Source organism: Salinivibrio sp. HTSP (genome assembly GCF_003390965.1).
GTDB lineage: Bacteria > Pseudomonadota > Gammaproteobacteria > Enterobacterales > Vibrionaceae > Salinivibrio > Salinivibrio kushneri.
On sequence record NZ_PXUD01000077.1, the window covers coordinates 1 to 23,679 of the forward strand.

At 48.6% G+C, this 23,679-nt stretch carries 22 protein-coding genes; 4 read left to right on the forward strand and 18 right to left on the reverse strand.

Going from position 1 to position 23,679, the window contains the following annotated elements; genetic code table 11:
• The 5 genes from C7A19_RS13265 to C7A19_RS13285 all read right to left on the reverse strand — a co-directional run.
• A partial coding sequence (locus C7A19_RS13265) for a VCBS domain-containing protein (RefSeq protein WP_201264095.1) occupies window positions 1-1,681 on the reverse strand: 1,681 nt, incomplete at its 3' end.
• Between the two features lie 262 nt (window positions 1,682-1,943).
• Window positions 1,944-3,815: a PhoX family phosphatase gene (locus C7A19_RS13270; protein WP_235614312.1), complete on the reverse strand. Its 1,872-nt coding sequence runs from the start codon at window positions 3,813-3,815 to the stop codon at window positions 1,944-1,946.
• 187 nt (window positions 3,816-4,002) lie between these two features.
• Window positions 4,003-4,854, reverse strand: a complete 852-nt coding sequence (locus C7A19_RS13275) for a DUF2974 domain-containing protein (protein ID WP_116645100.1) — start codon at window positions 4,852-4,854, stop codon at window positions 4,003-4,005.
• Window positions 4,855-4,971: 117 nt separating this feature from the next.
• Window positions 4,972-5,472: a hypothetical protein gene (locus C7A19_RS13280; RefSeq protein ID WP_069362839.1), complete on the reverse strand. Its 501-nt coding sequence runs from the start codon at window positions 5,470-5,472 to the stop codon at window positions 4,972-4,974.
• A 97-nt stretch (window positions 5,473-5,569) separates the two neighbouring features.
• On the reverse strand, window positions 5,570-6,304 hold the full coding sequence (locus C7A19_RS13285; RefSeq protein WP_069362840.1) for a transporter substrate-binding domain-containing protein: 735 nt from the start codon (window positions 6,302-6,304) through the stop codon (window positions 5,570-5,572).
• 235 nt (window positions 6,305-6,539) lie between these two features.
• Between C7A19_RS13285 and C7A19_RS13290 the strand changes: the two genes are divergently transcribed.
• Window positions 6,540-7,130 carry a TetR/AcrR family transcriptional regulator gene (locus tag C7A19_RS13290; RefSeq protein WP_077521727.1) on the forward strand — a complete coding sequence of 197 codons (591 nt, stop codon included), beginning with the start codon at window positions 6,540-6,542 and terminating at the stop codon, window positions 7,128-7,130.
• A gap of 34 nt (window positions 7,131-7,164) precedes the next feature.
• Here the strand turns inward: C7A19_RS13290 and C7A19_RS13295 are convergent, their stop codons facing one another.
• The 11 genes from C7A19_RS13295 to C7A19_RS13345 all read right to left on the reverse strand — a co-directional run bounded on the left by C7A19_RS13295 (window position 7,165) and on the right by C7A19_RS13345 (window position 19,692).
• Entirely contained in the window at window positions 7,165-7,884 is a 720-nt protein-coding gene (locus C7A19_RS13295; RefSeq protein ID WP_116645101.1) for a YebC/PmpR family DNA-binding transcriptional regulator, read from the reverse strand.
• Between the two features lie 134 nt (window positions 7,885-8,018).
• Window positions 8,019-10,247 carry a methyl-accepting chemotaxis protein gene (locus tag C7A19_RS13300; RefSeq protein WP_116645102.1) on the reverse strand — a complete coding sequence of 743 codons (2,229 nt, stop codon included), beginning with the start codon at window positions 10,245-10,247 and terminating at the stop codon, window positions 8,019-8,021.
• Between the two features lie 146 nt (window positions 10,248-10,393).
• Window positions 10,394-11,923, reverse strand: a complete 1,530-nt coding sequence (locus tag C7A19_RS13305; protein WP_077521730.1) for a bifunctional GNAT family N-acetyltransferase/carbon-nitrogen hydrolase family protein — start codon at window positions 11,921-11,923, stop codon at window positions 10,394-10,396.
• A gap of 32 nt (window positions 11,924-11,955) precedes the next feature.
• Window positions 11,956-13,218, reverse strand: coding sequence for a GGDEF domain-containing protein (locus tag C7A19_RS13310; protein ID WP_069362845.1), 1,263 nt, complete (start codon window positions 13,216-13,218; stop codon window positions 11,956-11,958).
• A 158-nt stretch (window positions 13,219-13,376) separates the two neighbouring features.
• The gene (locus C7A19_RS13315) at window positions 13,377-14,009 is read right to left on the reverse strand and encodes a LysE family translocator (protein WP_116645103.1); all 633 of its coding nucleotides are present in this window, start codon (window positions 14,007-14,009) and stop codon (window positions 13,377-13,379) included.
• Window positions 14,010-14,192: 183 nt separating this feature from the next.
• Window positions 14,193-15,620, reverse strand: a complete 1,428-nt coding sequence (locus tag C7A19_RS13320; protein ID WP_069362847.1) for an aspartate kinase — start codon at window positions 15,618-15,620, stop codon at window positions 14,193-14,195.
• A 77-nt stretch (window positions 15,621-15,697) separates the two neighbouring features.
• Window positions 15,698-16,087, reverse strand: coding sequence for an ectoine synthase (locus C7A19_RS13325; RefSeq protein ID WP_046075984.1), 390 nt, complete (start codon window positions 16,085-16,087; stop codon window positions 15,698-15,700).
• 50 nt (window positions 16,088-16,137) lie between these two features.
• Window positions 16,138-17,415, reverse strand: coding sequence for a diaminobutyrate--2-oxoglutarate transaminase (gene ectB / locus C7A19_RS13330; protein WP_069362848.1), 1,278 nt, complete (start codon window positions 17,413-17,415; stop codon window positions 16,138-16,140).
• Between the two features lie 11 nt (window positions 17,416-17,426).
• Entirely contained in the window at window positions 17,427-17,984 is a 558-nt protein-coding gene (gene ectA, locus C7A19_RS13335) for a diaminobutyrate acetyltransferase (RefSeq protein ID WP_077459636.1), read from the reverse strand.
• A 318-nt stretch (window positions 17,985-18,302) separates the two neighbouring features.
• Window positions 18,303-19,301: a bacteriohemerythrin gene (locus C7A19_RS13340; protein WP_077484934.1), complete on the reverse strand. Its 999-nt coding sequence runs from the start codon at window positions 19,299-19,301 to the stop codon at window positions 18,303-18,305.
• A 184-nt stretch (window positions 19,302-19,485) separates the two neighbouring features.
• A complete protein-coding gene (locus C7A19_RS13345; protein WP_025744354.1) occupies window positions 19,486-19,692 on the reverse strand; it encodes a cold-shock protein in 207 nt (68 codons plus the stop codon).
• A 581-nt stretch (window positions 19,693-20,273) separates the two neighbouring features.
• Between C7A19_RS13345 and C7A19_RS13350 the strand changes: the two genes are divergently transcribed.
• Together C7A19_RS13350 and C7A19_RS13355 are read left to right on the forward strand one after the other, a co-directional pair.
• The gene (locus C7A19_RS13350; protein WP_046075979.1) at window positions 20,274-21,224 is read left to right on the forward strand and encodes a slipin family protein; all 951 of its coding nucleotides are present in this window, start codon (window positions 20,274-20,276) and stop codon (window positions 21,222-21,224) included.
• 6 nt (window positions 21,225-21,230) lie between these two features.
• Complete coding sequence (locus C7A19_RS13355; RefSeq protein ID WP_069362850.1) at window positions 21,231-21,710, forward strand: NfeD family protein; 480 nt, start codon at window positions 21,231-21,233, stop codon at window positions 21,708-21,710.
• A gap of 97 nt (window positions 21,711-21,807) precedes the next feature.
• On the opposite strand, the gene C7A19_RS15550 is transcribed toward C7A19_RS13355, so the two are convergent.
• Window positions 21,808-22,020, reverse strand: a complete 213-nt coding sequence (locus C7A19_RS15550) for a hypothetical protein (protein WP_131825419.1) — start codon at window positions 22,018-22,020, stop codon at window positions 21,808-21,810.
• Entirely contained in the window at window positions 22,017-22,190 is a 174-nt protein-coding gene (locus tag C7A19_RS15695; protein WP_198534577.1) for a hypothetical protein, read from the reverse strand. The genes C7A19_RS15550 and C7A19_RS15695 overlap by 4 nt, the downstream gene beginning before the upstream one ends.
• Before the next feature lie 259 nt (window positions 22,191-22,449).
• Between C7A19_RS15695 and metC the strand changes: the two genes are divergently transcribed.
• The gene (gene metC / locus C7A19_RS13360) at window positions 22,450-23,643 is read left to right on the forward strand and encodes a cystathionine beta-lyase (RefSeq protein WP_116645104.1); all 1,194 of its coding nucleotides are present in this window, start codon (window positions 22,450-22,452) and stop codon (window positions 23,641-23,643) included.
• Window positions 23,644-23,679 lie beyond the last annotated feature (36 nt).

The window sequence follows — 23,679 nt, forward strand, 5'->3', positions numbered from 1 at the left end:
TATCGCTGGCGGTGAGGGTGATGGTATCCGTGACCTGATCGCCGGCGTCTAAGCCTTGGATAACGCTACTGTTATTGTCGAGCGTATAAGTCCAGGTACCATTCACCAATGATAACTCACCATACTGACCCGACACATTGCCATCGGAAAAGCTCGGTGCATTGTTGTCATCTGCATCCGAAATACTGAGGGATCCCGTTGTTGCTAATGTGGTGTCTTCGATGACATTGCCGCGAGTTTGGCCACTAATCACAGGATCATCATTGGTGCCTGTGATCGTTATCGCGATGACCTGGGTGCTGCCGTCTGATGCGGTCACAGTGAAGTTTTCCGAAACGATATCGCCTTCACTAAGAGACTGCACAGCATCGCTATCCGCGGAGTAAGTCCAGTTGCCATTGGTGAAGATGAACTCACCATACTGGCCGGATTGCGTGCTATCGATCCACGTGGGATTATCGTCGGGGTCGGAAATTGACAAGGCCCCGGAAATGGCATCTCTGGCTATCAAACTTCCGTCAGAGCCATCGATTTCACCCTCTGAGAGCGTGCCTGATGTGTCACCTGTGATGGATGCGGGATCGTCAATACGTTCCACGGCTGAGGTGAAGGTTTGAGAGGTACTTGTTTCGCCGTCTGAGGCGGTGATGGTGAATGTCAGCGAGGCGATATCCAGTGCATCGTTATTGATTGCATCTACGCCTGCCTGAGTGAGAACGACATTATTGCCCTGCAATTCGACATAGTTTTGGCCGCCATTGGTCAACGACAGAGTGAGGACATCGCCTTCTATGTCATTGGCAGACACGGTGCCAACGGTATCGCCAGCCGCGACTGCTTCCTCGGTGACCGTGGTGGCAGAAAATTGCAGCGTAGGCGCATCGTTGACTGGATTCACGGTAACCGTGATATCGGACGGCGTTTCTGCTTGACCATCAGAAACGATAACCGTGAGGTCAAGGTCGCCATTGAAATTAGGCGGCGGTGTGATGACGATATTACCAGACTCATCTTCATCGATATCGACATCTGGATTGCCACTGGTGATGGAAGCAATGGTGAGGGTGTCACCATCGGGATCGTTGATTTGCTGTAGTATTTGATTCGGTGTCAGCACTAATGGCTGATCCTCATCGGTACTGAAAGTGAGTGATTCGGCACTCGGTGTTTCATTGGTGGCTGCGGTAGGAAATACAGCGTCAGCACTTGCCAATCTAAGTGCGGTTAGAGCAAAAAGCTGTTCGTCGCTAATGCCAAATCCTGAGCTGGCAAGCCCCTCGGTTTGAAAGCCTGCAACGATCTCGCCAATACGGCCGTTCGCTTCAATAATCGCCATGGCGGTGATCGCAGACCCAGAGGCTGCCGCACCAGCGGCGGTAGCAGCATCCTCAATAGCACTGGGATCGTCACCTTGTTGGATGGTTTCAATGATTTCAAGCACATCCTCAGGTAAATCTTGTGCCAGCGTATCGTCTTCGCCTTCGCCGACAAGCAAGGCGGACAACGCGAGGTTCGCATTGGCAACATTTTCAAGGCGCACTGAAGCTGGCTCGTTGCCGACCGCGGCGAGTAGCTCTCCTGTCGAAACCGTTTGATTAGCCTCTATTTGACGTACTTGGCCATCAGGCTGAACGGCAGCAACCGTTCCTTGTGTCTCGGTGACTTGTGTCTCTGTCGCCATGCTGTCGGCTCCTTCGGTAACTGCATTGTGCCAACGCGTTGTTTTTGAATGAGTTACATTCTTTTATCAACTTGTTAGGTGCAGTTTGGCGCATTATCGATACATATACCCTCTGTAAATATAGTTGATAGTTTGCAGAGAAGTGCAAAATTTGCGGGTTTGGTTATACTCGAGTCGTGCTTAAAAAGCCCTTGTCGAGACAAGGGCTGAGTGGTGTTGGTTAAATAGCGCGCGAACGGGAGTGTATCGCCGCGGAGGGCTGTTAGGTCCCGATCACGCCACCGTCGTCTTTGGTGATCATGATAACCGAAGAGCGAGGAATGGCGTCACCGCCTGCAGGGAAGTGCGCGCCTGGATGTTGCACGCCCACAAACATAGTGCGTGAGTCGGGCGTAAAGGTCAGTCCTGTGATCTCGCACGATGTAGGCCCGGTGAGGAAGCGACGAATTTCCCCCGTTTGCGTGTCGGCACAGAGCATTTGGTTATTGCCCATGCCAGCAAAGTCGCCCTCGTTGGAATAATCGCCGTCGGTTTGGATCCAAAGACGTCCTGCGCGATCAAAGCCGATACCATCCGGGCTGTTAAACATATTGTCTTTGTTGATGTTATCGGTACCTGCCATTAATCCAGATTGCTTCTCGGGGTGGCCGGCCATCACGAAGATGTCCCACTCAAAGGTCGCCTGAGTATGGTCGCCTTGGGTCGGTGCCCAGCGAATAATATGACCATACGGGTTTTTGGTGCGTGGGTTGGCCGCATTTAATGGCTGGCTGTCTTTCACGCCGCGGTGTTTGTTATTGGTGAGGGTGCAGAAAACATGTTTGTTGTCGGCGTGCACGGCGACCCACTCTGGGCGGTCCATGGTGGTCGCCCCCACTTGCGTCGCGGCTTCGCGGGCAAAAATGAGCACGCTAGCTTGATCAGGAAAGCCGTTCTCTGGCGTTAGGCCATTTTTACCAAAGGTGAGCTCTAACCACTCTCCTTGGCCTTTTAGCTCGTCGTCGCTGCCAGTAAATTTGGCGACATATAAGGTGCCATTTTCGAGCAAATCGCGATTAGCGCTACCTTTACTCGGATCGTATTTTCCTTCAGAGACAAACTTATACAGGTGCTCGCCACGTTCATCATCGCCCATATACACAACGACATGACCATCATCATTCACGGTTAGCGCGGCATTTTCGTGCTTAAATCGACCCAGCGCACTGCGCTTTTTCGGGGTTGAGTTGGGATCCATAGGATCAATTTCGACCACCCAGCCAAAGCGGTGGGGCTCATTGGGATGCTTGGCGACATCAAAGCGCTCGTCGTGTTTATACCAGTCGTATCCCCAATCACTATCGCTGATGCCGTAGCGCTGATAGGTTTTGCCTAAGGTAACGGTTTTTTCGCTGGCAAAATAGCCGTTAAAGTTCTCTTCGCAGGTGAGATAGGTGCCCCAAGGCGTTTCGCCGTTGGCACAATTGTTAAAGGTGCCGAGGATCTTCTGACCCGAGGGGTCAGCCGCGGTTTTAAGCAATGAGTGGCTGGCAGCAGGACCTGTCATTGCCATTTCTGTATACGCGGTAATACGGCGGTTTAAGCGGCCTTGTGGATTCACTACCCAACGACCATCGACTTTTTTGAGCTCAACCAAGGAGACACCGTGCGCTGCTTGTGATTTACGCGCATCATCGGCTGAGATGTTTTCTCCACCGTGCGTAAACAAATACTCATCGTTGATGTACTCGTTATTGACCGCGAGCAAGGCGCGATCATTGGCGAGCGGGAAAAATGTCATGCCATCATTATTGTCGCCAAACTGCTGCGCTTGCGCATCGGCGTTGTTTTGTTGAGAAAACGAAGGGGCATTGGCAAAAATAGGGTCTCCCCAAGACACAAGTACATCTGCCTTATAACCCGCAGGGACGCTGACCGTATCAGCGGTTGAGGTGGGGATGGCTTCAAACCCAAGCAGTTCACTTTTGCTCATGCTGCCAGCCACGGCCTTTGCGACAGGGTTAGCGGCAAAAAAAGCGACTGTACTGGCTGCGCCCGCGCCTTGTAAAAAGCGGCGACGACTGACGGCGGCATCAATAAAGCGATTGAATTCGGGTTCTGCGTCCAGCGGACGTTGGTCAATATGCTTGCTCACGACAATTCTTCCTTTCTGTTCGTTATCGTATTTATGATTTAGGTGATAGCGATGCGCTAGAAAGTACATCGCAAAGTCGGTCGAAAGTGTGGCGAGGCAATATGAAAACGCGGTGACTACTGGGTGACAGTCTTGGGACAGTGAAGGAAGCTGGTATCAAGATCACGTATTGGTTGGTACAGACAAATTAGTGTTGGTCAAAGTAATCTTTGCGTCGGATGTATTTATCCATGTAGTGATAAGCGATGGGGCGTGCGAGCCAGCTAAATAAAACCCGCAGCACGCGAATCAGTGACGACGTGTCGGTATAGATTTTGTTTTCATGTAGCCATAGAAGCCGACCGACATGCCAATACAGCAAAGGAATACCGGGTAAGAAGGTAATAATGTCGACATCACAACAGATACGGTAGGTTTTGGTGTGAAAAGGATAGTGCTGCTTAAAGCGCCACATACCGGCAGCGGGTTGACCAAAGGTGACGATGCGTTTAATGGCACTGCTCATTGGTGTTGGAAGCATCGCCGCGGCAAGGACCGCCATCGCCCCGCCTGACGAGTGGCCAATAAAAGAGACTTTTTTGTTGGCCTGGACCAAAGGCGAAAGGGCGGAGCAGAGTTTATCGAGCACCGTATTACCGTCTAAGGAAGCCATATCCGCGGCATGTGCGACATCAGCAAACTGGCTGGTGGTCATTGCTTGGTAACGACGTTTGTGCTGTTGCCATGGCAAACTTTTTTGTGTCAGTAAGTAGTGAAACCCCCAGTGTACGCAACAATAAGCGTTAGCCATGCGAATACGCTTGGGACCACAGGCACAATTTACCAGCCAGTCCCACAAGGTTTGCGAGCCGCGAAATACCACCACCACATCGTTATCATCTCGCCATAGCACGCGAATAATACAACGCCCCCAGCGATCGTAAATATCGCGTCGCCCACTCGGACTGAAGCCGTACTGCGTGTGATTAAAATAGGCAGGATAAGAGGCGCGGCATAAAATGGCATACCGCTCGTATTGATACCGCTTTAGTCGCTTCATGGTGAACCTTGTGTCATCGTCATGGGCCTAGGCTAGCGAATAAACGTGACGAAATAGCGAAAGCAGTGTGTGATTATCAATCAATAGCTCAGATCTCTGGGCGTGGCCAAGGCATGACTAATAATTAGTAAGAAAAGGCTCGAGATGTGTATCGTAAGTCAGGGCTTGGATTGGCCCTCGGTGCGTGATCAAAAATTCCGCATTGGTGCAATTCCCGACACCGATAATGACTTGTACCAGCAAACGTAAGTCTCTTAACCAACGTTGAGACTGCTCTTGGCTCCAATCGTCACGATACAGGCTCATGTGATAGTCCACCCACCAGTAGGCACCACGAATAAAGGCCTTCATCACTGATTCAGCCGCCAAAATTTGCTCGGCAGTCCCAGAGAAATCAAAATCAGGCGAAATGGGCTTGCCTTGTGTAAAGGCCACATAATTGCGGCAATGACGGAATAATGCGAGCTGAAGCCCTGCAGCGGAGTCGTAGTGGGTAAGCGCCAATGTGGTCACGGGGAGGTGTTTAATTGACCGACGGAATAACGCGGCAGTGCGCTTCCCGGGCATAAGGTGCTCAATCGCATAAAACAAATCTAGACTGATAAGCTGATTACTCAAAGCAACTCTTCTCTAACTGATTCAACCGACTCATCCTGCCTGAAATGGCGCGTCGAGTATACAGTACTACGGACAGAAAGGAAGCAATAAACCTTCATTACTCAAGCCCATAACGCGCTTTCAGCTCAGTGACCTTGGCATGATTATCGGCTAAAAATTGGTTAAATTCTTTAATTAGTTTTGGATAGTGAATTGTCGAAAGGTGGTGTGTTCCTTTCACATGTGGGAGGGCATCATCAAATTTGACGGAGCCTTTTTTTAGCCCCATTTGGTCAAGATAAAACTGTGCGACGTCAATATTGGTATAGCCTCCATCAACGCGACCACTGATGACTTTCATTAACAGCGAATCATATTGGTAGCTTTCATCAACACGTATTTTCCCTGCGTTGATGCGAGATTGATAAGGATGAGGTGTGAAGCCAGTAACGGTACCGAGTAAACGGAATTCATTCAAAGGCCGGCCATAATATTGGTCAATGACCATGACGCCATTCGTATAGCTCACCACAGAATCACTGTATGTGACACTGGCTTTCTTTTTAATTTTTTGCCCCCAATCTGGACTGTCGGGATATTTTAGATCAAAGGCGCCCTCAACAAATCGACGATCGAGCCGTCTTAACGGTAGCGCTTTATAAACGAAACGGTAGTGATATTCATTGGCAAACATATCCAAAAGCTCTCGGTTAAAGCCAGAATAGTTGCGATTAGAATAGGCTGAATACGGGTAATACTGTGAAAAACTCTGTACGCCAACCACATACGTGGTCTTAGCGCTCACCGGCCATGTAACCGCTAATGTTAACAGTAACGCCCATAGTCCTTTCATCACTGACTTCACCCCTTACCATTTCTACCTCTCTTCATTGTAGCCATTGCGTTTAAACCTGTCTTTGAACCTTATTCTGTTATTTTACAACACCCACTTTCATGCCTTTTTTCTTCCGACGCCTTGGTGTTGAGGAATCATTCGGTTATCGGTCACATTTTACCCAAAAAAAATTGAATGAACATTCGGTATGTTTTATTTTTTCATCTGAACTTTCACTTTTGATCAAAAAACGATGAACAAAAACGAAATTGCGTCGCGTGCTATGCGCCAACATATTCTTTCGACTACGCTAGAAATCGTTGGAAATGAGGGGCTTGCTGCGTTAACGGCAACAAAATTAGGGAAGAAAGCCGGGATCAGTAAAGGGGCGTTGTATCATCATTTTGACAACCTTGATGCCGTCAAATATGCAGCGGTTGATGAATTAATCTCTATGTTTCTTGCCGTGGCCGAGCCTGCCAATTTTGATGATTTTGAGAGTTATCTCGAAGTGACAGGGGATACCTTGTATCTCACCATGCAATGTGAGCCCTATGCGATGAAAGCGATGTATAGCTTTACCACCCAAGCCTTATTTGATGAACAGTTTAGGGTCGCTATTCAGCGTTTTTCTCAACATGGGTTAGCGGAATATACACGCGCAATTGAGTACTTCTATCAGGGAAAAATCCCGCAGCATCAAATTGATACGGCGATTCGTGTCGTGGATGCGTTTTTCCTTGGAGCGGGATTGCAAAGTTATGTCTTGCAGGGGGACGATCAGTTTCGTCAAAATTGGGCGTTATTTTCGCAAATGTTACTCACGCAACTGGGTGAGCGATAAGGCGCCATGATGACATGGCGCATAGTCATTGTGTTTAGATTAGCTCTGCGTTGTGGTAGACATTTTGCACGTCGTCGCAGTCGTTAAGCATATCGAGGAACTTTTCAAAACGTTCAACATCGTCGCCGCTGACCTGAGTGTCGATTTGAGGCACAAAGGTGATCTCTTCAAGATCAATCGGCGTATCGCCAAGAAAGTCACTTAGCGCATTTTTCACTTTGAAAAACTTTGTATGAGGGGCAAAAACGGTAATCACTCCTTCGTCTGCTTCGATGTCTGACACATCCACATCAGCCATCACCAAGGCCTCAAGCGTGCCTTCTTCATCCTCGCCTTTAAACTGGAAAACAGCTTGGTGCTCAAACATATGAGACACTGCACCGGGCGTGCCAATTTTCGCATCGTTTTTCACAAAGCACTGGCGTACGTCCATATAAGTACGGCTGTTATTATCCGTTAAGCAATCCACTATCACCGCGCAGCTACCTGGCCCAAAGCCTTCGTAACGCGCCACTTCATAGTTTTCGCCACCTGTGCCATTGGCTTTATCGAGCGCTTTGTCGATCACGTGGCCAGGCACCTGGTCTTTTTTGGCTTTCTCAATCAAACGACGCAGTGATAGATTGCTCTCAGGATCCGAGCCACCATTTTTAGCACAGACGTAAATCTCTTTACCGTACTTTGAATACACCTTAATTTTCGCGCCCTGGGTTTTCGCCATTGACGCTTTACGAACTTCAAAACTTCGTCCCATTCGGAATCTCTCTTAATAACGCTTACGCAGAAACGGGTTGATTCTATCAAGAGAGTGATCCTTTGTACCAGTCAATGCACTGACCTTGAACAAAGTCAGTGCGATGGGTACTCAGAGAAAATGATGCCGCTCGATTAGGCTTGTTTGCACTGAAATTTTTGCGTGTGGCCTTTTAGTGTATGAGAGAGTTCGCTGAGATTGTGTGTCGCTTGAGTGATTTGATCCATTGCTTGACGGTTTTCACCTGTCATGGTGTTGATCTCTTCCAAGTTTTGGTTAATCTCCGTCGCCACGAGAGATTGCTCCTCTGAGGCACTGGCCATTTGCATCGCCATGTCTGCAATTTCATCCACCGCATTCACCGCTTGCTTGAGCGACGATAAGCTTGTTTCTGCGCGTTCTGAGACATAGTTGGCGGTTGTCGCACTCTCTGAGATAGCTTGTGTTGTGGTGCTGGAGTTATGCTGAAGATTATCAATCATCTGCGTGATCTCACTGGTCGCTTGTTGTGTGCTTTGCGACAGTGTGCGCACTTCGTCGGCGACGACCGCAAAGCCGCGACCTTGTTCGCCCGCGCGTGCCGCTTCAATGGCTGCATTCAATGCTAACAGGTTGGTTTGATCAGCAATTTGGCCAATCGTTTGCAATATGCTGGAGATATCTTCAGCGCTTTGCCCGAGCGCATCCGTTTGCTCTTTGGCGTGATTGAGACGCGTGACAAGATCTTGCATCGCATCGACAGACTCGGTCACTTGTTGGTCACCGTTATGGATAAGTGAACGCGCCTTTTCGGTAGCATCCGCTGTCGAGGCGGAACTGGAGGAAATTTGATTGGCAGTCGCTGTCATTTCTTCCATCGCTGCCGCCACTTGCTCTGTCCGGGCGTTTTGGGCTTCAAAGTTAGTGAGTGTTTGCACGCTCGAGGAGGATAACTGCTCAGCCGCAGCCGCTTGTTGGTTAGTGGCACCGATAATATCGCACACCATGGTCGTGAGGTTGGTTGCCATCGCACGTATGGAGCGATAAATCCCCGTTGCTTTAGGGCTTGCGTCAAAGCGCACTCTCAGATCACCGTCGGCAATTGTTTGTACTATCTTGGCCATCTCAGCCGGTTCGCCACCTATTGGGCGGGTAATCGAACGCGTCAATAGAATAGCAGTGACTACGATCGCAGTCACCGCAATCACCAACACGGTGATAATGAGTCCTTGCAGTTCGTTGAGTGCTGCGAACGCCTCTTTAACGTCCATTTCCGCAATGATTGCCCAGCTGAGTCCACTGACCGTCAGCGGGGCGTAGGCAGAGAGAACGGGATTACCGTTGTAATCATTAATGACATCGATACCGGTTTCGCCTTGCATCGCTCGCTCAACGGCCAGTGTTTCAACGCTGCCTTGCGCAGGTTGCATAAAGGAGGCGAAAACCGACCGATGCTCGGCATCTAAGAAGGAGTCTGAGCGCATCAAGTTATCTGGTCCGATGAGATAGGTTTCGCCTGTGTTTCCCAGTCCATCTCGCTCTGCCATAATCGCACTGAGCTTATCTATCGGGAATTGATAGGCGAGCACACCAATGACGCTACCGTTGTGATAAATCGGCGATGCCATAAACCCTGCTGGCGCGTTGTTTGAGGCGGTGTAGGGTGAGAAATCAATAATCACGGTATCGCCATCTGCTAACGTTTTCGCTTGACGGAAAGCGTCAGCTAGGCCGGACGTACTAAACAGGCCCGTTGTTAGCGACGTGCCGAAATCAAGCTCTTTAGCGGCCGAGTAAAGGATGTGGCCTTGGTTTGCTTCGATCATAAAGATGTCGTAGTAACCAAACTTTTCTTGAACATCGCGTAAGTAGGGATGGATGGTTTGATGCGCTTGATCGTACTGAGACAATTGGCCACTGGTTTGATATGCGCCTTTTTCTCCCACGGGGTTAGGGTTGTCGATTAAGTAGGCTTTTTGTAGCGCCACCGTTTGTGGCGTTAGATTGCTCACCAGATCTTGTGCGCTGGGTAGTGTCTCTGTGCTGATCTCATCAAGTGGATCAATGAGGTGACGCTGATAATAGCGGGTGAGTTGTGAGCTTGCCTGGGCGGTATGAGAGGGAAGTGTCTCCATGGCATCAATCATGCTGGCCATGGTGTTGGACACGGAAGGGGTTTCAGCGGTAGTAATTATCTGGCCTTCAGCCGTTTGAAAGTAGCGTGTGACCGCTGATTGTTTTACCTCTCTCAACGCTTCTAGCTGACTAAACGTTTGATGCTCGAGTGACGACGAGGCGGTATGAAGAGAAAGCAAACTAATCATTAACGCGGGGAGGCAACCCACACCCAATAAGCTAACTAACATTTTATATTTGAGCTTCATGATCTCACCTCAATATCGCACTGGATAAAAAATAAGCAGTTTGTTGAGTAAGGATAGAAGCTTTTGGTAAATGTGTATGGGAATCTAGTCTTTTTTGTCTCCTGTTTACAAATTAAAGCCCCGCACTCGGCGAGGCTGGATTAAGGCTACTCTTGGCTTAAATGGCTAGCATAGAGCTTGGGCCTACGGTGTTTCAAGTTCGTCACCGAGCCTCGTTCATGCAGCATTTTGAGCTTGTCCAAATCGACGTCAGCGAAAATCATCATCTCGGTATTAGCATTCGCTTCCGCAAGTGTTGCATCGTGCGGGAAATAGACATCCGAGGGTGAAAATACCGCAGACTCAGCGTACTGGATGTCGACATTATCTACCCGAGGAAGGTTGCCCACGCTACCGCCAATCGCGACATAGCACTCGTTTTCAATCGCGCGAGCTTGGGCACAAAGGCGCACACGTAAATAACCGTTTTTGGTATCGGTCCAAAAGGGCACGAATAGGATCTGTACACCTTGCTCGGCAAGTATACGCCCTAACTCAGGAAACTCGGCGTCATAGCAGGTGAGAATACCCACTCGGCCCGCATCGGTTTCAATGACTTTGACCGTATCCCCGCCATCGATGACCCAGTCACGTTGTTCGTGCGGCGTAATATGGATTTTGTATTGCTCATCAATACTACCGTCGCGATGCATTAAGTAGGAGACGTTATACAGTTTGCCATTTTCCAACACGGGCATACTGCCAGCGATAATATTGATGTTGTAGGTGACGGCCAATTGCGAAAACCGTTGCTTAATTGCTTGGGTAAATTCACTGAGAAAGCGGATAGCCTCGACGGAGCGCTTATCAGGTGCAAGCCCCATTAATGGCGCGCAGAAGAACTCGGGAAATAGCGCGAAATCTGACTGATAGTTGGCTAAGGATGAGACGAAGAATTCGGCCTGATTCAAAAGATCATCCACTGAGAGCACATGACGCATCTGCCATTGCACGACCCCGAGGCGGACGATGGTTTTTTCAATATCATGCACAGAGGATGCATCTTCTTCATAGAAGAAGTTATCCCACTCCAACAGTGTGGCATAACCCGCAGACTTATCGTCTTCGGGTAAATAGCGATTCATCAAACGCTTAACATCAAAGTCATTAGACAGCTGAAACGAGAGAATGGGGTCGTGAACCTCTTTTCTTCTGACTTTATTAATATAATCCGTCACTGAAACATCATTGTGTTTGTGATAACCCGGTATACGACCGCCAGCAAGGATCGCTTTTAAATTAAGCGCCTGACACAGATCCTTTCTCGCTTCGTAAAGTCGGCGGCCAAGACGATGGCCACGATAATCAGGGTGTACAAACACGTCGAGGCCATACAGTGCATCCCCTTTTGCGTTGTGGAACACCACCCCATCATCCGTAATGATGTCGGCATAGGTATGCGGCAGCGAAAAGCGGTTGTAGGATACTTTAAGCGTTAACGCGGCGGCGACGATTTTCCCATTATCTTCAATGCATATCTGGCCATCCGGGAAAGCGGTGACCAGTTGCATGATCGTGCTCTTAGGCCAAGCACCGCCGACATCCGGGAAGACGAGATCCATCAACTCTGCTAAGGGCTGATAGTCGCTGACTTCAATGACACGTAGATTCAGTAGCGTGGCGGTGTTCTCATCCATTACACGTTCTCCTAGTACGGGCTGAACGCCTATTATGACAAAGATTGACGCTCGAGATAACGTTTAGGTAGAGAAGGGCTATCAGTTTCCTGGCTGATGGGCGATTGATTGGATGTTGGTGATATGCTGGACGGCGCATCACCATGTTCAGTTAATGCGAATTCAATGCGGTTTCGCCCACGGGCTTTTGCTTCGTATAAGGCGGTATCCGCGCACTCAAATAACTGATTCATGGCGACATATTGCTTCTGACGCTTGATGCCGACGCCGATACTCACCGTAAACTGGATGTGATGGCCGTATTCGGTCGTCACTTGGCATGCCTCGATTTGGCGCTTCAGTTGTAGCGCAATGTCTTGTACGCGACGCACAGACTGACCACTGAGTAGCAAAATAAATTCTTCACCTCCCGTTCGGGCGCAAAATGCGCCTTCTTGTTGGGTGATCCTCTCTAAGTGCTGACTGAAAGCGACCAATACTTGGTCGCCAGCAAGATGTCCATAGACGTCATTAATACTTTTGAAGTTATCCAAATCAGCCAGGATAAGAGCATTTGGTTGATTAGAAAGAAGACGCTGTGCGGATTGCGTCACAAAGGCGCGTCGATTCGGAAGCTGCGTCAAGGTATCACGGAGCGCAAGCTGACAAAGCGTGTGCTCTAGTCGCTCAAAACAAAGGTAAATGAAGGTCATAAACTTGACGAACTCGGCCATTAAGATCAAGTAATACACGGCAATATAGCGTTGAGATAGGCCGGTGTTCTTCATCGGGGTGTCAAAGGCGAAGTAGGCGCGAAGCCCATAAAGTATTAATAAGAGAAGGAGCACGGACGCATAGAGTTTAAAGCCTATCCGCTTTCTCTCTGGGCTCTCTACAATGAGGATTAAAACCGCAAGGTGCATTGCCACGTAGAACGCACAATACCAAGTAATACGGAGAGCAAGCGGAATATGATTGGCAAGAATGAGTGTATAAACCCCTACACCTAAGAGTGCGGCCAGCGAAGCCGTCCGCCATGACAAGGGTTTGCCCACGAAGGATTTCGTTCCTAACCACACCAGAATATGCGAGCAAATCGCGGCTGTGGTGCCTATCCAAACGAGCCCCGACGTTTCAGTGACATTGCCAATGTTATACACCGACGTGCCCGTCGAGATCAGCAGACAAGCCAGCCCCCACAGCTTGATGTCTTTGTGTTGATTAAATTGCCACCCAATCAACAACACGCCAATGGTGAGTAGCCAGAACACACTGATGTAAGCCAGGGTAAGTGTGGGAAGGTGAAGATTAAACACGTGACCGAATCCATCCGATAAAGGTGAAGGCGTAAAACGCCTTCAACGAGCCAATGTCAGTTATACGACTGACAGAGGCATAATATATCAGACAACTGCCTGAATTTTTATCACTCAACGTCTGGTTCGTTGGTTTTTCACTCAGGTCGTCGGATGGATTACAAGGATTGTTGAGCAAAAAGCCAGGCAGCGAGCGCCGCAAAAACGAGCGCCATTATTTTATGCTGATACATTTGGACGCGGGTATTGGTGAGCATTGCATTGCCAAGCTTGCCGACTATCGCCACTAAAAGCAGATTAAAAACGAGCCCTAATAGGTTGAGGAGCAGCCCAAGCGTTAGCAGTTGCGTGCTGGACGAGGCTTGAATTTGCTGCGAAATAAACTGCGGTAAAAACAACACAAAAAACAGTAGTGCCTTTGGGTTCAATAGGTTGGTCATCACCGCGCGTTTATAGAGATATTTGCCCATGCCTTGATGATGCGCGAGCTCGGCGCTGCCTGTTGGAGAGGCACGCCACATATCTATACTCATTTTTAGCAAATACGCGGCTCCTACGTACTGCAGAATGGTGAGGGCCGTTGGTGACATCGCAATCATGGCTGACACGCCGGTTGCGGCTAACCCGGTCAGGATCAATCCTGATGTTGCATTACCCAAGCTCGCGGCCATACCAACCCGTCTGCCATAGCTAAGACTGGCGCTCACGATTAGCAACATATCCGGTCCGGGCACCAGCAGAAGCGCGACAACGGCGGTTAAGTAAACGGGGAGCATATTGGGATCGATCATAAAGGCACTACCGCTTTCCAGATAAAGTGCGGAATTTTACCTTTTAACTAGACTTTATCAATACGGATAGGCGATTAGGTTGGTTTTTAATCGTAAATAGGGGTTCTAGGGCAGCCTATAAAACTAAAAAACCCCCTTAAGTAAGGGGGTAGGGTTTCTTGCTTGTCATGTGCACCGAGAGTACTAAGCGGCCCGAATGGTTGGCTTAGGCGTAGGCTCTTCAATAAAACAAGCATGTAGTGCACAAATCGACGCATGGTAGAACTTATCGAGTACTACATATTGCACATCCACATCGCGCATAGATGAGTGCGCCGCTTTAGGGTTTATCTCTGCGTCAAGCAACGCCAGCATACCCTTGCTCATGGTTTGGTTTGAGTCGATGCGGCTACCAATGACAGAAATCAGTGCGACCATTTCACCCGTAATCTTCGCTTTCGGGTAGAGCTTCTCAACACGACTAATCACCTTGTCTTGACTGGCTGTTTTGCCGTCTAAGTAGTAGGTAATTGAGTTGGCATTCATCTCTTTACTGATGAGCTGCACGTTCTCTTCGCGAATGATTTCCATCACGTCATAGCTGACCTGATCGACATGCCCAACCATTGATTGGTCAAAGATATGGAGAGCTAGCACCTTATCTCGACCCGCAATGATCTCGATCTCTTTGTCTTTTGGACGATATTTGTGTGAGATCACCGTGCCCGCATGTTCAGGCTCGAAGGTGTTTTTCACGACCAATTCGATACCCACGGCGCGCATCCCCGAGGCTGCATTAGGGTGGATGGCTTCCATCCCTAAGTTGGCCAGCTGGTCAGCCACATCGTAGTTACTAAGACCCATAGGCTGGACACGTTCTGGACCCACAATGCGAGGGTCGGCACTGCTTAGGTGATATTCTTTGTGGATTACCGCGCTGCTTGCTTTGGTCAACACCGCAATACGGCTGAATGTCATTTCACTGTAACCGCGGTCATAGGTCTTCATCAGACCTTCATCACAATAGACGTAGCCGGTAACGATGGGCAGCTCAGTACTGAAATCAATGTCTTCCATGGCATTGGCAATCACCGTATTGAGGTCGCCTTTGCCTTCATCGGGATTATCCCAGCCAGAGAGGTCAACAAATCGTGAGTTTATCCCCACACTCTCAAGCAGTAGCGTTGAGTTGTGCGCACTGTGTGCCTCACCGATAGAGGAGAGAAACTCGCGAACTTGTGGGAGATAGCTTTCCAGAGAAAACTGCCCATAGTTACAGGTTTCGAGTATACCTTCGATACAGCTATGTGCTTTTTCCATGCGTTGACGGATAAAGTTGTCAGCACGTTCACGGTATACAGGATCGGGGAACATATTGCTATTAATAAGCAGCATACGTTGCTCTAGCTCGTCCATCGCATCACGCCACTTTGGATTATTGGCGGCGAGAAGGCGATAAATGCCGGGCTTGCCCGAACGCTTACATTCTAGCAATGCATCCGTGATGCCAGCGTAAGCAGAAACAACAAAAATGCGGTTGTACGGGTTTGACGGGTACAAAAAGATATTATCCATGACAGCGTCGTAGGCTGACATCGACGTACCGCCGATCTTTTCAACGGTATGATTCATGTGAGCTCCTTGTGGGCTTTTATGAATTAGGGAGTCGATTGGGTTTACAGGGGCAGCATCCGGCTGCCCCGTGACGGTTAATCGACTAATGGATAAACACCGTTTTCATCGTGTGTTTCCTGCCCAGTAATCGGTGGGTTGAAAACACAGGCCATGACCATATCAACACCTTTGTTTGCGCGAAGCTGGTGCTCGTCATGTTTGTCTAGGATATACAGTGTGCCAGGTTTAATAGGATAAACCTTACCGTCATCCGTGGTTTCAATTTCACCTTCACCCGACATGCAATACACAGACTCTAAGTGGTTCTGGTAGTGAATGTGCGTGTCAGTGTTGGCATAGATGGTGGTAATATGGAAAGAAAATCCCATATTATCATCGCGTAGCAACATGCGTACGCTTTCCCAGTTTTCTGCCACTACGCGGCGCTCGGTTTTTTGGCACTCTTCTAATGTGCGGACAATCATGTTTATTCCTTCAACGTCTCTTCGTTAAACAAGGTTTATTATCCTAGCGATTACGATGCTTTTTTAAGCTTCTCTTTCTTGTACTGCTCGACCGATTTAACGAAGATCTGCAAGCCTTTTTCCATCTCTGCTTCACTGACTGTCAGTGGCGAGAAGAATTTGATCACTTCATCATCTGGACCCGCGGTCTCGATAATCATGCCATTGTCGAAACATAGGCTAGTGATGTCGTCAGAAATGTCACCGTTTTGACAAGCGATACCCTGCATCAAGCCACGTCCTTTGATGGTGTCAAACAGATCACTATGCTCGTGCAACATCTCTTGCAAGACCTTGTTTAGCTGATCCGCACGCGCTTGAATATGCGTTTGGAACTGATCATCACGCCAGTATGTGTCAATCGCTTCCGCTGCAGTCACAAACGCGTGGTTGTTACCACGGAATGTACCGTTGTGTTCACCCGGTGCCCATTGATCCAGCTCAGGTTTTAGTAGCACCACGGCCATTGGTAGACCATAACCACCAATTGATTTGGACAGGGTCACAATATCGGGCTTAATGCCTGATGGCTCAAAGCTGAAGAACGTCCCCGTACGGCCACAACCAGCCTGGATGTCATCGACAATCATTAAGATATCGTGTGCCTTACAAATGTCTTGCAGGCGCTGCAACCACTCATTAGAGGCTGCGTTTAGGCCACCTTCGCCTTGGACGACTTCAAGCAGCACTGCAGCAGGTTTATCGCCGCCTGTTAGACCACTTGATGCGTCATTCAGCATGGTTTCGAACAAAGTTAAACCATCAACGTCTGCATAGCCATCGTACGGAAGACGTGTCACCGCGTTATTGACAGGGATGCCGCCACCACCACGGTGATGATGATTACCCGTCACTGCCAATGCACCATATGTACAGCCGTGGAAGCCGTTGGTGAAAGATACAATATTTGCTCGGCCTGTCACTTTACGAGCAAGCTTCATTGCTGCTTCAACAGCGTTAGTGCCTGTTGGGCCAGTAAATTGGAACTTATAGTCCAAATCACGCGGTGCCAAGATGTGTTCTTTAAATACTTCGAGAAAGCGTGCTTTTGCACCTGTGTACATATCCAGGCCGTGTGTAATGCCATCTTTCTCGATGTACTCGATCAGAGCTTTTTTCAACGTTGGGTTGTTATGCCCATAGTTGAGTGAGCCGGCGCCAGCGAGAAAATCGAGGTAGCGCTTGCCGTCGACGCCTGTGATCCAGCAACCCTTAGCGCTTTCAAACACCACCGGGAAGTTGTTGGCGTAACATTGAACATTTGACTCCTGCGATTTAAAGATATCCATAACTCATCCTGTTATTTTTTGAGTGGAATTCGGAAAAGGTATTCGGTGTCGTGTTCACCGTTGAAGTGCTCTTGTTCGTCAAGGAACACAGAGCGCTGACCACCTGTACCGTAGAGGCGGTCTACCTTTTTAAACAGCGCCCAAGATCCGGCGTTGTCTTCTGTGATCGTGGTTTCGATGAAGCGAATATTGCTTGAGACTTTGCGTGCCATCAGCGCTTCGATCATCGACAGGGCAAGCCCTTCTCCACGTGCTTTGGGTGACACGGCAACCTGCCAGACAAAAAAGGTGTCTGGCTGCTCAGGGCGAATGTAGCCCGAGATAAAGCCTTGTACATCACCCTCACGCTCTGCAACGACACAGGTCTCTTTAAAGTGCGTCGCCTGTAAGAAGTTGCAATAAGCGGAATTCACATCCAACGGTGGGCACTGTGTGATTAATCGATAGATATTGCCGCCATCCTTGATAGCTGGCTTACGAAACACAAACTGCGTGTTGGTCTGGGTCTGTTTACGGTCACGTACTTCAGATTCCAGTACTGCCGTGTCTGTCGTTTTTGATCGCCACATAATTGTTTTGTGCTCTAACGAATTCGTTTTATATAATAGGCGATGAATTTGGTTTATCAACCCCAGATTTTAGTGTTGGGTTTGTCATCTGTAATTAAATTGATGAAATGTATGAATTTATTTATTGTTAAATTTTTTGTGAAAGTAAGTGTTTTGAGAAGTAACATTTACTGGCCTAAAGGTGTGGGCAGGTTCCCACATCCCATATATGTGGCGGAACAGGGGCGATAGGTTAGGAACAGATAGCTTGGGTGTATGTCTCGGTGCCAACAGGCAAAGAGCACTGTGGGCACCGAGGTGGGCTAGCGACTTAGTGTGCTAGGGGCCCTGTAGTAAGAAATCACGATATTGGGTATCTTCACGCACCACATGGTGAATCCACCAATAACGTAGAAACTTAAAAAACTCTGAGCGGTATAGCTCTGGGTCGGCTTGGCACTGTAGCAGCACATATTGCGCTTGCCGGGCGAGGCGTTGGTGAATCGCAGCATGCGCTTTGTATTTGGGGTAGGCGCGCGCTTCGAGGATATCTTCCTCGAGCTGAAAGTGTGAGTCAATGTAGTCACGAAAGCGTTGCGCAAGGGCCTCAAAATCCGTCTTAGTCTCGTCCTCATGGTGGTAGGCAATGGCCTCATACGTATCGTTGATGATAGAGAGCAGCTGCTTGTTACTCTCATCCAATGATTGATGGCCCACTGTATACTTTTCTTGCCAACGTATAAACTTACGCTCTCGTTTAATGGGGGCCGATACTTGTGGCTCTTTTTCTGAAGAGCCTTCAGGAGGCAATGGTGTATCAATGACAGGCTCTGTGATGCACTCTATCTGGTATTGCTCTTCCTCAGTAAAAACAATCGCGCCGTTGTGCTCAAACTCCGTTGATTTGGCAGGATCTGACTGGTACATCTCAAAGTAGAATGTGGGGGGCTTTTTAGCTTTGGTCTGCTTAGATAGCTGCTTGACACGGTTTTCTAGATCTTGTTTTTTCACCGGCTTAACCATAAAAGCATCGACGTCATAGCGAATGCACTCGCTGATCACTGCCTGAGACGCGTTAGCGGTTAAAATGATGATGGGTGTATCATGACGCAAATGATAGCGACCGCTCCGCATCAGTCGTAACATTTCCAACCCGTCAATGGGATCCATTTGTAAGTCGGTAATGATCAGATTGGGAGCTTCATGGTATGCCTTTGATATCGCTTCGGCGCCATCTTCTGCCGTGATCACCGACTTAATACCCAGTGCTTGGGCCATCATTCCAATGGTGTCACGAATCATTTCATGATCGTCAACAATTAAACACGGAGATAGCATACGTCCTCCTGACAATGTTTATGTTTTCAGCCTAGTAGATGGTGGTAAGAGCGTCTATAGCACGTGTGAAAGGAATGCGACCTGGATGAGGTTTTGCTTAAAAATGATGGGTAAGAGCAAACAACAAATGATAGCGACAAAAAAGGCGCCCAGTTGGGCGCCTTTCTCTTAAATTTGGTTTGGCTTACAGGCGAACGACGTTCGCAGCCTGTGGGCCTTTCTGACCTTGCTCGATATCGAACTCAACCTGTTGGCCTTCTGCTAGTGTGCGGAAGCCTTCACCAACGATAGCACGGAAGTGAACGAATACGTCTGGACCGTTCTCTTGCTGGATAAAACCGAAACCTTTCTCTTCGTTAAACCACTTAACGGAACCATTAGCTTTGGACATGGTGTCTCCTGAATATATTAACTAGGTGTTGCAGTGACGCGAGTGCCGTTAATCGACTCTATGGGCAAATGTAGCGAATATCTTCAGGACAACTAACTTTCCAGCCTAGCGGTGGGGTGTTTCGATGTATCTATATTCAATTGCTGCATAAATTTCCGATTATCGAAGCTGCTAGGCAGCCTCAACAGGACCACGCGTTATTTGCGCGTCAGTTTACTATTGGTTGCGACTCGGTATGTCTACGACCAACAGTCCGTCAACCAACACGGTTGAACATTATCGAGAATACACCCAAAAGAATGTGAGGTAAATCTATTTTGCGGATGAAAGCGGCAACTTTGTGCGAGTGTATTGTGAAAATGAGAGCAAGGCCAGATAACTGTGATATATCGGCGTATAGTACATCGTAGAAAAGCGATCTAGATTGCGAGGAGTGTCAAATCACTCGTTGGATGATGTCTTTTTATGCTGACAATAACGTATCATGAAAGACGACGAGTAACGCCGCAGACACGTTTGTGCGCGCGTTTGGGTTTGTTTATGCCAGTCATAATTGTGACTCGCAGTGATAGGGTTTCTCCATGGATACGATTTTTTTAGAAACGTCGAGTTTTATTGGCGTCTGGGTCGTGCTGGCGGTCTTAGTGATCGTGGTGCTACGCGGTGCGATTAAGTTTGTGCCACAAAATACGGCGTATGTCGTCGAGCGGTTTGGTAAGTATTACAAGACGATGGAAGCGGGTCTCAATTTCATCGTGCCATTTATCGATCGTATTGGTTATACCAGGACGTTAAAAGAACAAGCGTATGATGTACCCAGTCAATCCGCGATCACGCGCGATAATATTTCGCTGGTTGTTGACGGTGTCTTATACATCAAGGTATTGGATCCGTATAAAGCGTGTTATGGCGTCGACGATTATGTGTACTCCGTGACTCAGCTTGCGCAAACCACCATGCGTAGTGAGGTGGGTAAAATGGAGCTGGATAAAACCTTCGAAGAGCGTGAAAGCCTAAACACCGCGATTGTCTCTGCCATCAATGAGGCCGCTCAGCCATGGGGCGTTCAGGTGCTGCGTTACGAAATCAAGGATATCGATCCACCTCGCTCTGTTCTCGATGCCATGGAGCGTCAAATGAAGGCTGAGCGAGAAAAGCGTGCGGTGATTCTTGAATCAGAAGGGGCGCGTCAATCGGATATAAACGTTGCTGAAGGTCAAAAGCAGGCCCGAGTCTTAGCGGCGGAAGCGGAAAAGTCAGAGCAAATCTTGCAAGCGGAAGGGGAAGCGCAAGCCATTATTGCGGTTGCCGAAGCGCAAGCCGAAGCACTTGAAATCGTCGGGACACGAGCGATTACAGAGGAAGGGCAAAAAGCCATCCAGTTGGAGCTGGCAGAAAAAGCGATCAAGGCGAAACAGGCGATTGCCAAAGAGTCCTCAGTGGTACTGCTGCCTGACTCTGGGACAGGCGCAGCGAATGTGGTTGCAGAAGCGATGACAATTATTGATACACTCAATAAGAGCAAAGCGTAAAACAGGATGTTTAGTGTGAGTATCTACCTTGCAGAATTAACCGTGATTGTGGGCTTGTTACTGTTAGCCGTTGAAGTCTGGCTACTGGGTTTATCGACCATTGTGTTATTGGCAACCGGTGTTGCTGCTATTTTGGTGGGACTCTTGGCGATGGTCGGCGTTGTGCCAGAAACGGTGACGGCGTTATTTAGCAGCACCGGGATAGGTGCAGGCTTGTTAACTGCCATGCTGTGGCGGCCACTTAAACAGTTACAACGGGGCGGACGACGCCCGGATAATCGCCATAGTGATTTTATCGGATTGACCTTGACGCTCAGTGAGCCGTTGAGCCGAGAGCAAACATCGACGGTAAAATACTCAGGTGTCACTTGGCAACTGCAACTAAGTTCGGCCGCCAGTGATTGCACATTGCTGGCTGGCGATCAGGTCAAAGTGGTGGGCGTTGATGTTGGACGATTTACGGTGGAGCCTGCATTGCCGGAGTGAGAGACACGTTCAGTGCCCGAACACGACCAATCGCTGTTGATGACATGAAAAAGCTCGGTCACAGTGCCGAGCTTTTTATTGCGTATCAGCCTGTGATTTAGGCTTTTTTTAGTTGCTTTTTAAGCTTCTTCAGCTTGTTTTCCTGCTTCGCAACTTTCGCTTTTGTTTTCTTAATTGATTTTTTCAGATCTTTTTTCGACGCTTTCGCCATGATTTCTCTCCTTAATGATGATTTGCCGAAGCGTTTGCCACTGCAGTACAGCTTCAATGCTGTGGACGGGGCCGGCATGTCCACCCCAAGTGTGATCACGATGATTTATTCGTTTCGTGGTCTTTTAAAAACTGTTTAATAAATCGGCGTATTTCACGTGCTGCGGATGTGTCCAGTTCGTCGCAGGCCTCTAAGAAGGCATCGCGTTGCTCGCTATTGATTCTTATTAGTAACTGGCTGTCTTTCTTTGCTTTTTCTTTTTTTGCCATGCCAATACGCCTATCTTTTAGATATACAATGTATATACGTTTCTTTAGTGGTGCCAGGAGAGAATAGCGAAACTGTGATCTACTTAGTACTGTAATCAATATGGATCGCGAATATCAATAGGCTGAATGAGTTAGTGCTGAGCGCTATGACATATAGCCAAATCGATGTCATAAAATCTATTTTTAGCCATCTAAATGTCTTTACTGCCTTTGTGTAAACCCGTAGGCTATAAGTTAGTCAACCTAGGATGAGTGAACGATGGAAAAGAAATACAGTCGTACACAGCTAATACATGCTGGACGCCGTAAAGCCTATACCCTTGGTGGGGTCAACCCAGTCGTACAACGTGCCTCTTCAATTGTTTTCGATACGTTAGCTGAGAAGAAGCACGCGATTGTCAATCGTCACCAACAAACCTTGTTCTATGGTCGACGAGGAACCACCACCCATTTTGCGCTGCAAGATGCCATGACCGAGCTTGAGCAAGGCGCGGGATGTGCACTCTTTCCCTGTGGTGCAGCGGCCATCGCAAACAGTATCCTCGCGTTTGTGAAAACCGGTGACCATATTTTGGTCTCAGGATCGGCGTATGAACCAACCCAAGATTTTTGCCAGAAAATTCTAGCCGATATGCAGGTGAAGACTGAGTATTTTGATCCTCTCGAGGGCGCGGAGATTGGTCAACGTATCACGCCAAATACACGGGTTGTGTTTCTGGAGTCACCCGGCTCTTACACCATGGAAGTGCACGATACGCCAGCAATCGTTCAAGCGGTAAGAGAAAGAGCGCCAGATGCGATCATCATGATGGATAACACTTGGGCAGCAGGTCGCTTGTATCAACCGTTAGTGCAAGGCGTAGATATTTCGATTCAGTCCGGGACCAAGTATATTATTGGTCATTCGGATAATATGCTAGGTACCGCGGTTGCCAATGCCCGCTGCTGGCCAACCTTGCGTGAGCGTGCCTATTTAATGGGGCAAACGGTCGATCCTGATACTGCTTACCAAGCCGCTCGTGGATTAAGAACGCTCGATGTGCGACTTGCCCAGCATCAGGAAAATGCCTTACAGGTGGCTAATTGGTTGAATGAGCAAACGGAAGTGGCAAGCGTGCTCCATCCTGCATTTGCCGACTGTCCCGGGCACCGCTATTTCGCGCGAGACTTTATAGGCAGTAATGGCCTCTTTTCGTTTGTGTTTGCGCAGCGTTTGTCTGATGCGCAATTAGACGCTTTTTGTGATCATTTGCAGCATTTCAGTATGGCTTATTCATGGGGCGGCTTTGAGTCGTTATTGTTGGCCAATCAGCCAGAGCAACTCAATCGCATCCGCCCTGTGGGTAAGGTGGATTTTTCCGGCACGCTTGTCAGGCTACATATCGGCTTAGAGGACGTTGACGATCTGATTGCCGATCTGGCGGCCGGTTTCGCACGCATTAATAATGCTTGAGCCAAATCGCCCCTGTGAAAAAGGGGCGTCCTCTAT

Excerpts from the sequence above, each read along its gene's own strand:
- C7A19_RS13285 (WP_069362840.1), bottom strand. The coding sequence starts at position 6,304 with ATGAAAGGACTATGGGCGTTACTGTTAACATTAGCGGTTACATGGCCG.
- C7A19_RS13295 (WP_116645101.1), bottom strand. The coding sequence starts at position 7,884 with ATGGGACGAAGTTTTGAAGTTCGTAAAGCGTCAATGGCGAAAACCCAG.
- C7A19_RS13325 (WP_046075984.1), bottom strand. The coding sequence starts at position 16,087 with ATGATTGTCCGCACATTAGAAGAGTGCCAAAAAACCGAGCGCCGCGTA.
- C7A19_RS13320 (WP_069362847.1), bottom strand. The coding sequence starts at position 15,620 with ATGAATCATACCGTTGAAAAGATCGGCGGTACGTCGATGTCAGCCTAC.
- C7A19_RS13290 (WP_077521727.1), top strand. The coding sequence starts at position 6,540 with ATGAACAAAAACGAAATTGCGTCGCGTGCTATGCGCCAACATATTCTT.
- C7A19_RS13275 (WP_116645100.1), bottom strand. The coding sequence starts at position 4,854 with ATGAAGCGACTAAAGCGGTATCAATACGAGCGGTATGCCATTTTATGC.
- C7A19_RS13300 (WP_116645102.1), bottom strand. The coding sequence starts at position 10,247 with ATGAAGCTCAAATATAAAATGTTAGTTAGCTTATTGGGTGTGGGTTGC.
- C7A19_RS13355 (WP_069362850.1), top strand. The coding sequence starts at position 21,231 with ATGTTTAGTGTGAGTATCTACCTTGCAGAATTAACCGTGATTGTGGGC.
- ectA (WP_077459636.1), bottom strand. The coding sequence starts at position 17,984 with ATGTGGCGATCAAAAACGACAGACACGGCAGTACTGGAATCTGAAGTA.
- C7A19_RS13340 (WP_077484934.1), bottom strand. The coding sequence starts at position 19,301 with ATGCTATCTCCGTGTTTAATTGTTGACGATCATGAAATGATTCGTGAC.
- C7A19_RS13350 (WP_046075979.1), top strand. The coding sequence starts at position 20,274 with ATGGATACGATTTTTTTAGAAACGTCGAGTTTTATTGGCGTCTGGGTC.
- ectB (WP_069362848.1), bottom strand. The coding sequence starts at position 17,415 with ATGGATATCTTTAAATCGCAGGAGTCAAATGTTCAATGTTACGCCAAC.
- C7A19_RS13305 (WP_077521730.1), bottom strand. The coding sequence starts at position 11,923 with ATGGATGAGAACACCGCCACGCTACTGAATCTACGTGTCATTGAAGTC.
- C7A19_RS13345 (WP_025744354.1), bottom strand. The coding sequence starts at position 19,692 with ATGTCCAAAGCTAATGGTTCCGTTAAGTGGTTTAACGAAGAGAAAGGT.
- metC (WP_116645104.1), top strand. The coding sequence starts at position 22,450 with ATGGAAAAGAAATACAGTCGTACACAGCTAATACATGCTGGACGCCGT.
- C7A19_RS15695 (WP_198534577.1), bottom strand. The coding sequence starts at position 22,190 with ATGGCAAAAAAAGAAAAAGCAAAGAAAGACAGCCAGTTACTAATAAGA.
- C7A19_RS13315 (WP_116645103.1), bottom strand. The coding sequence starts at position 14,009 with ATGATCGATCCCAATATGCTCCCCGTTTACTTAACCGCCGTTGTCGCG.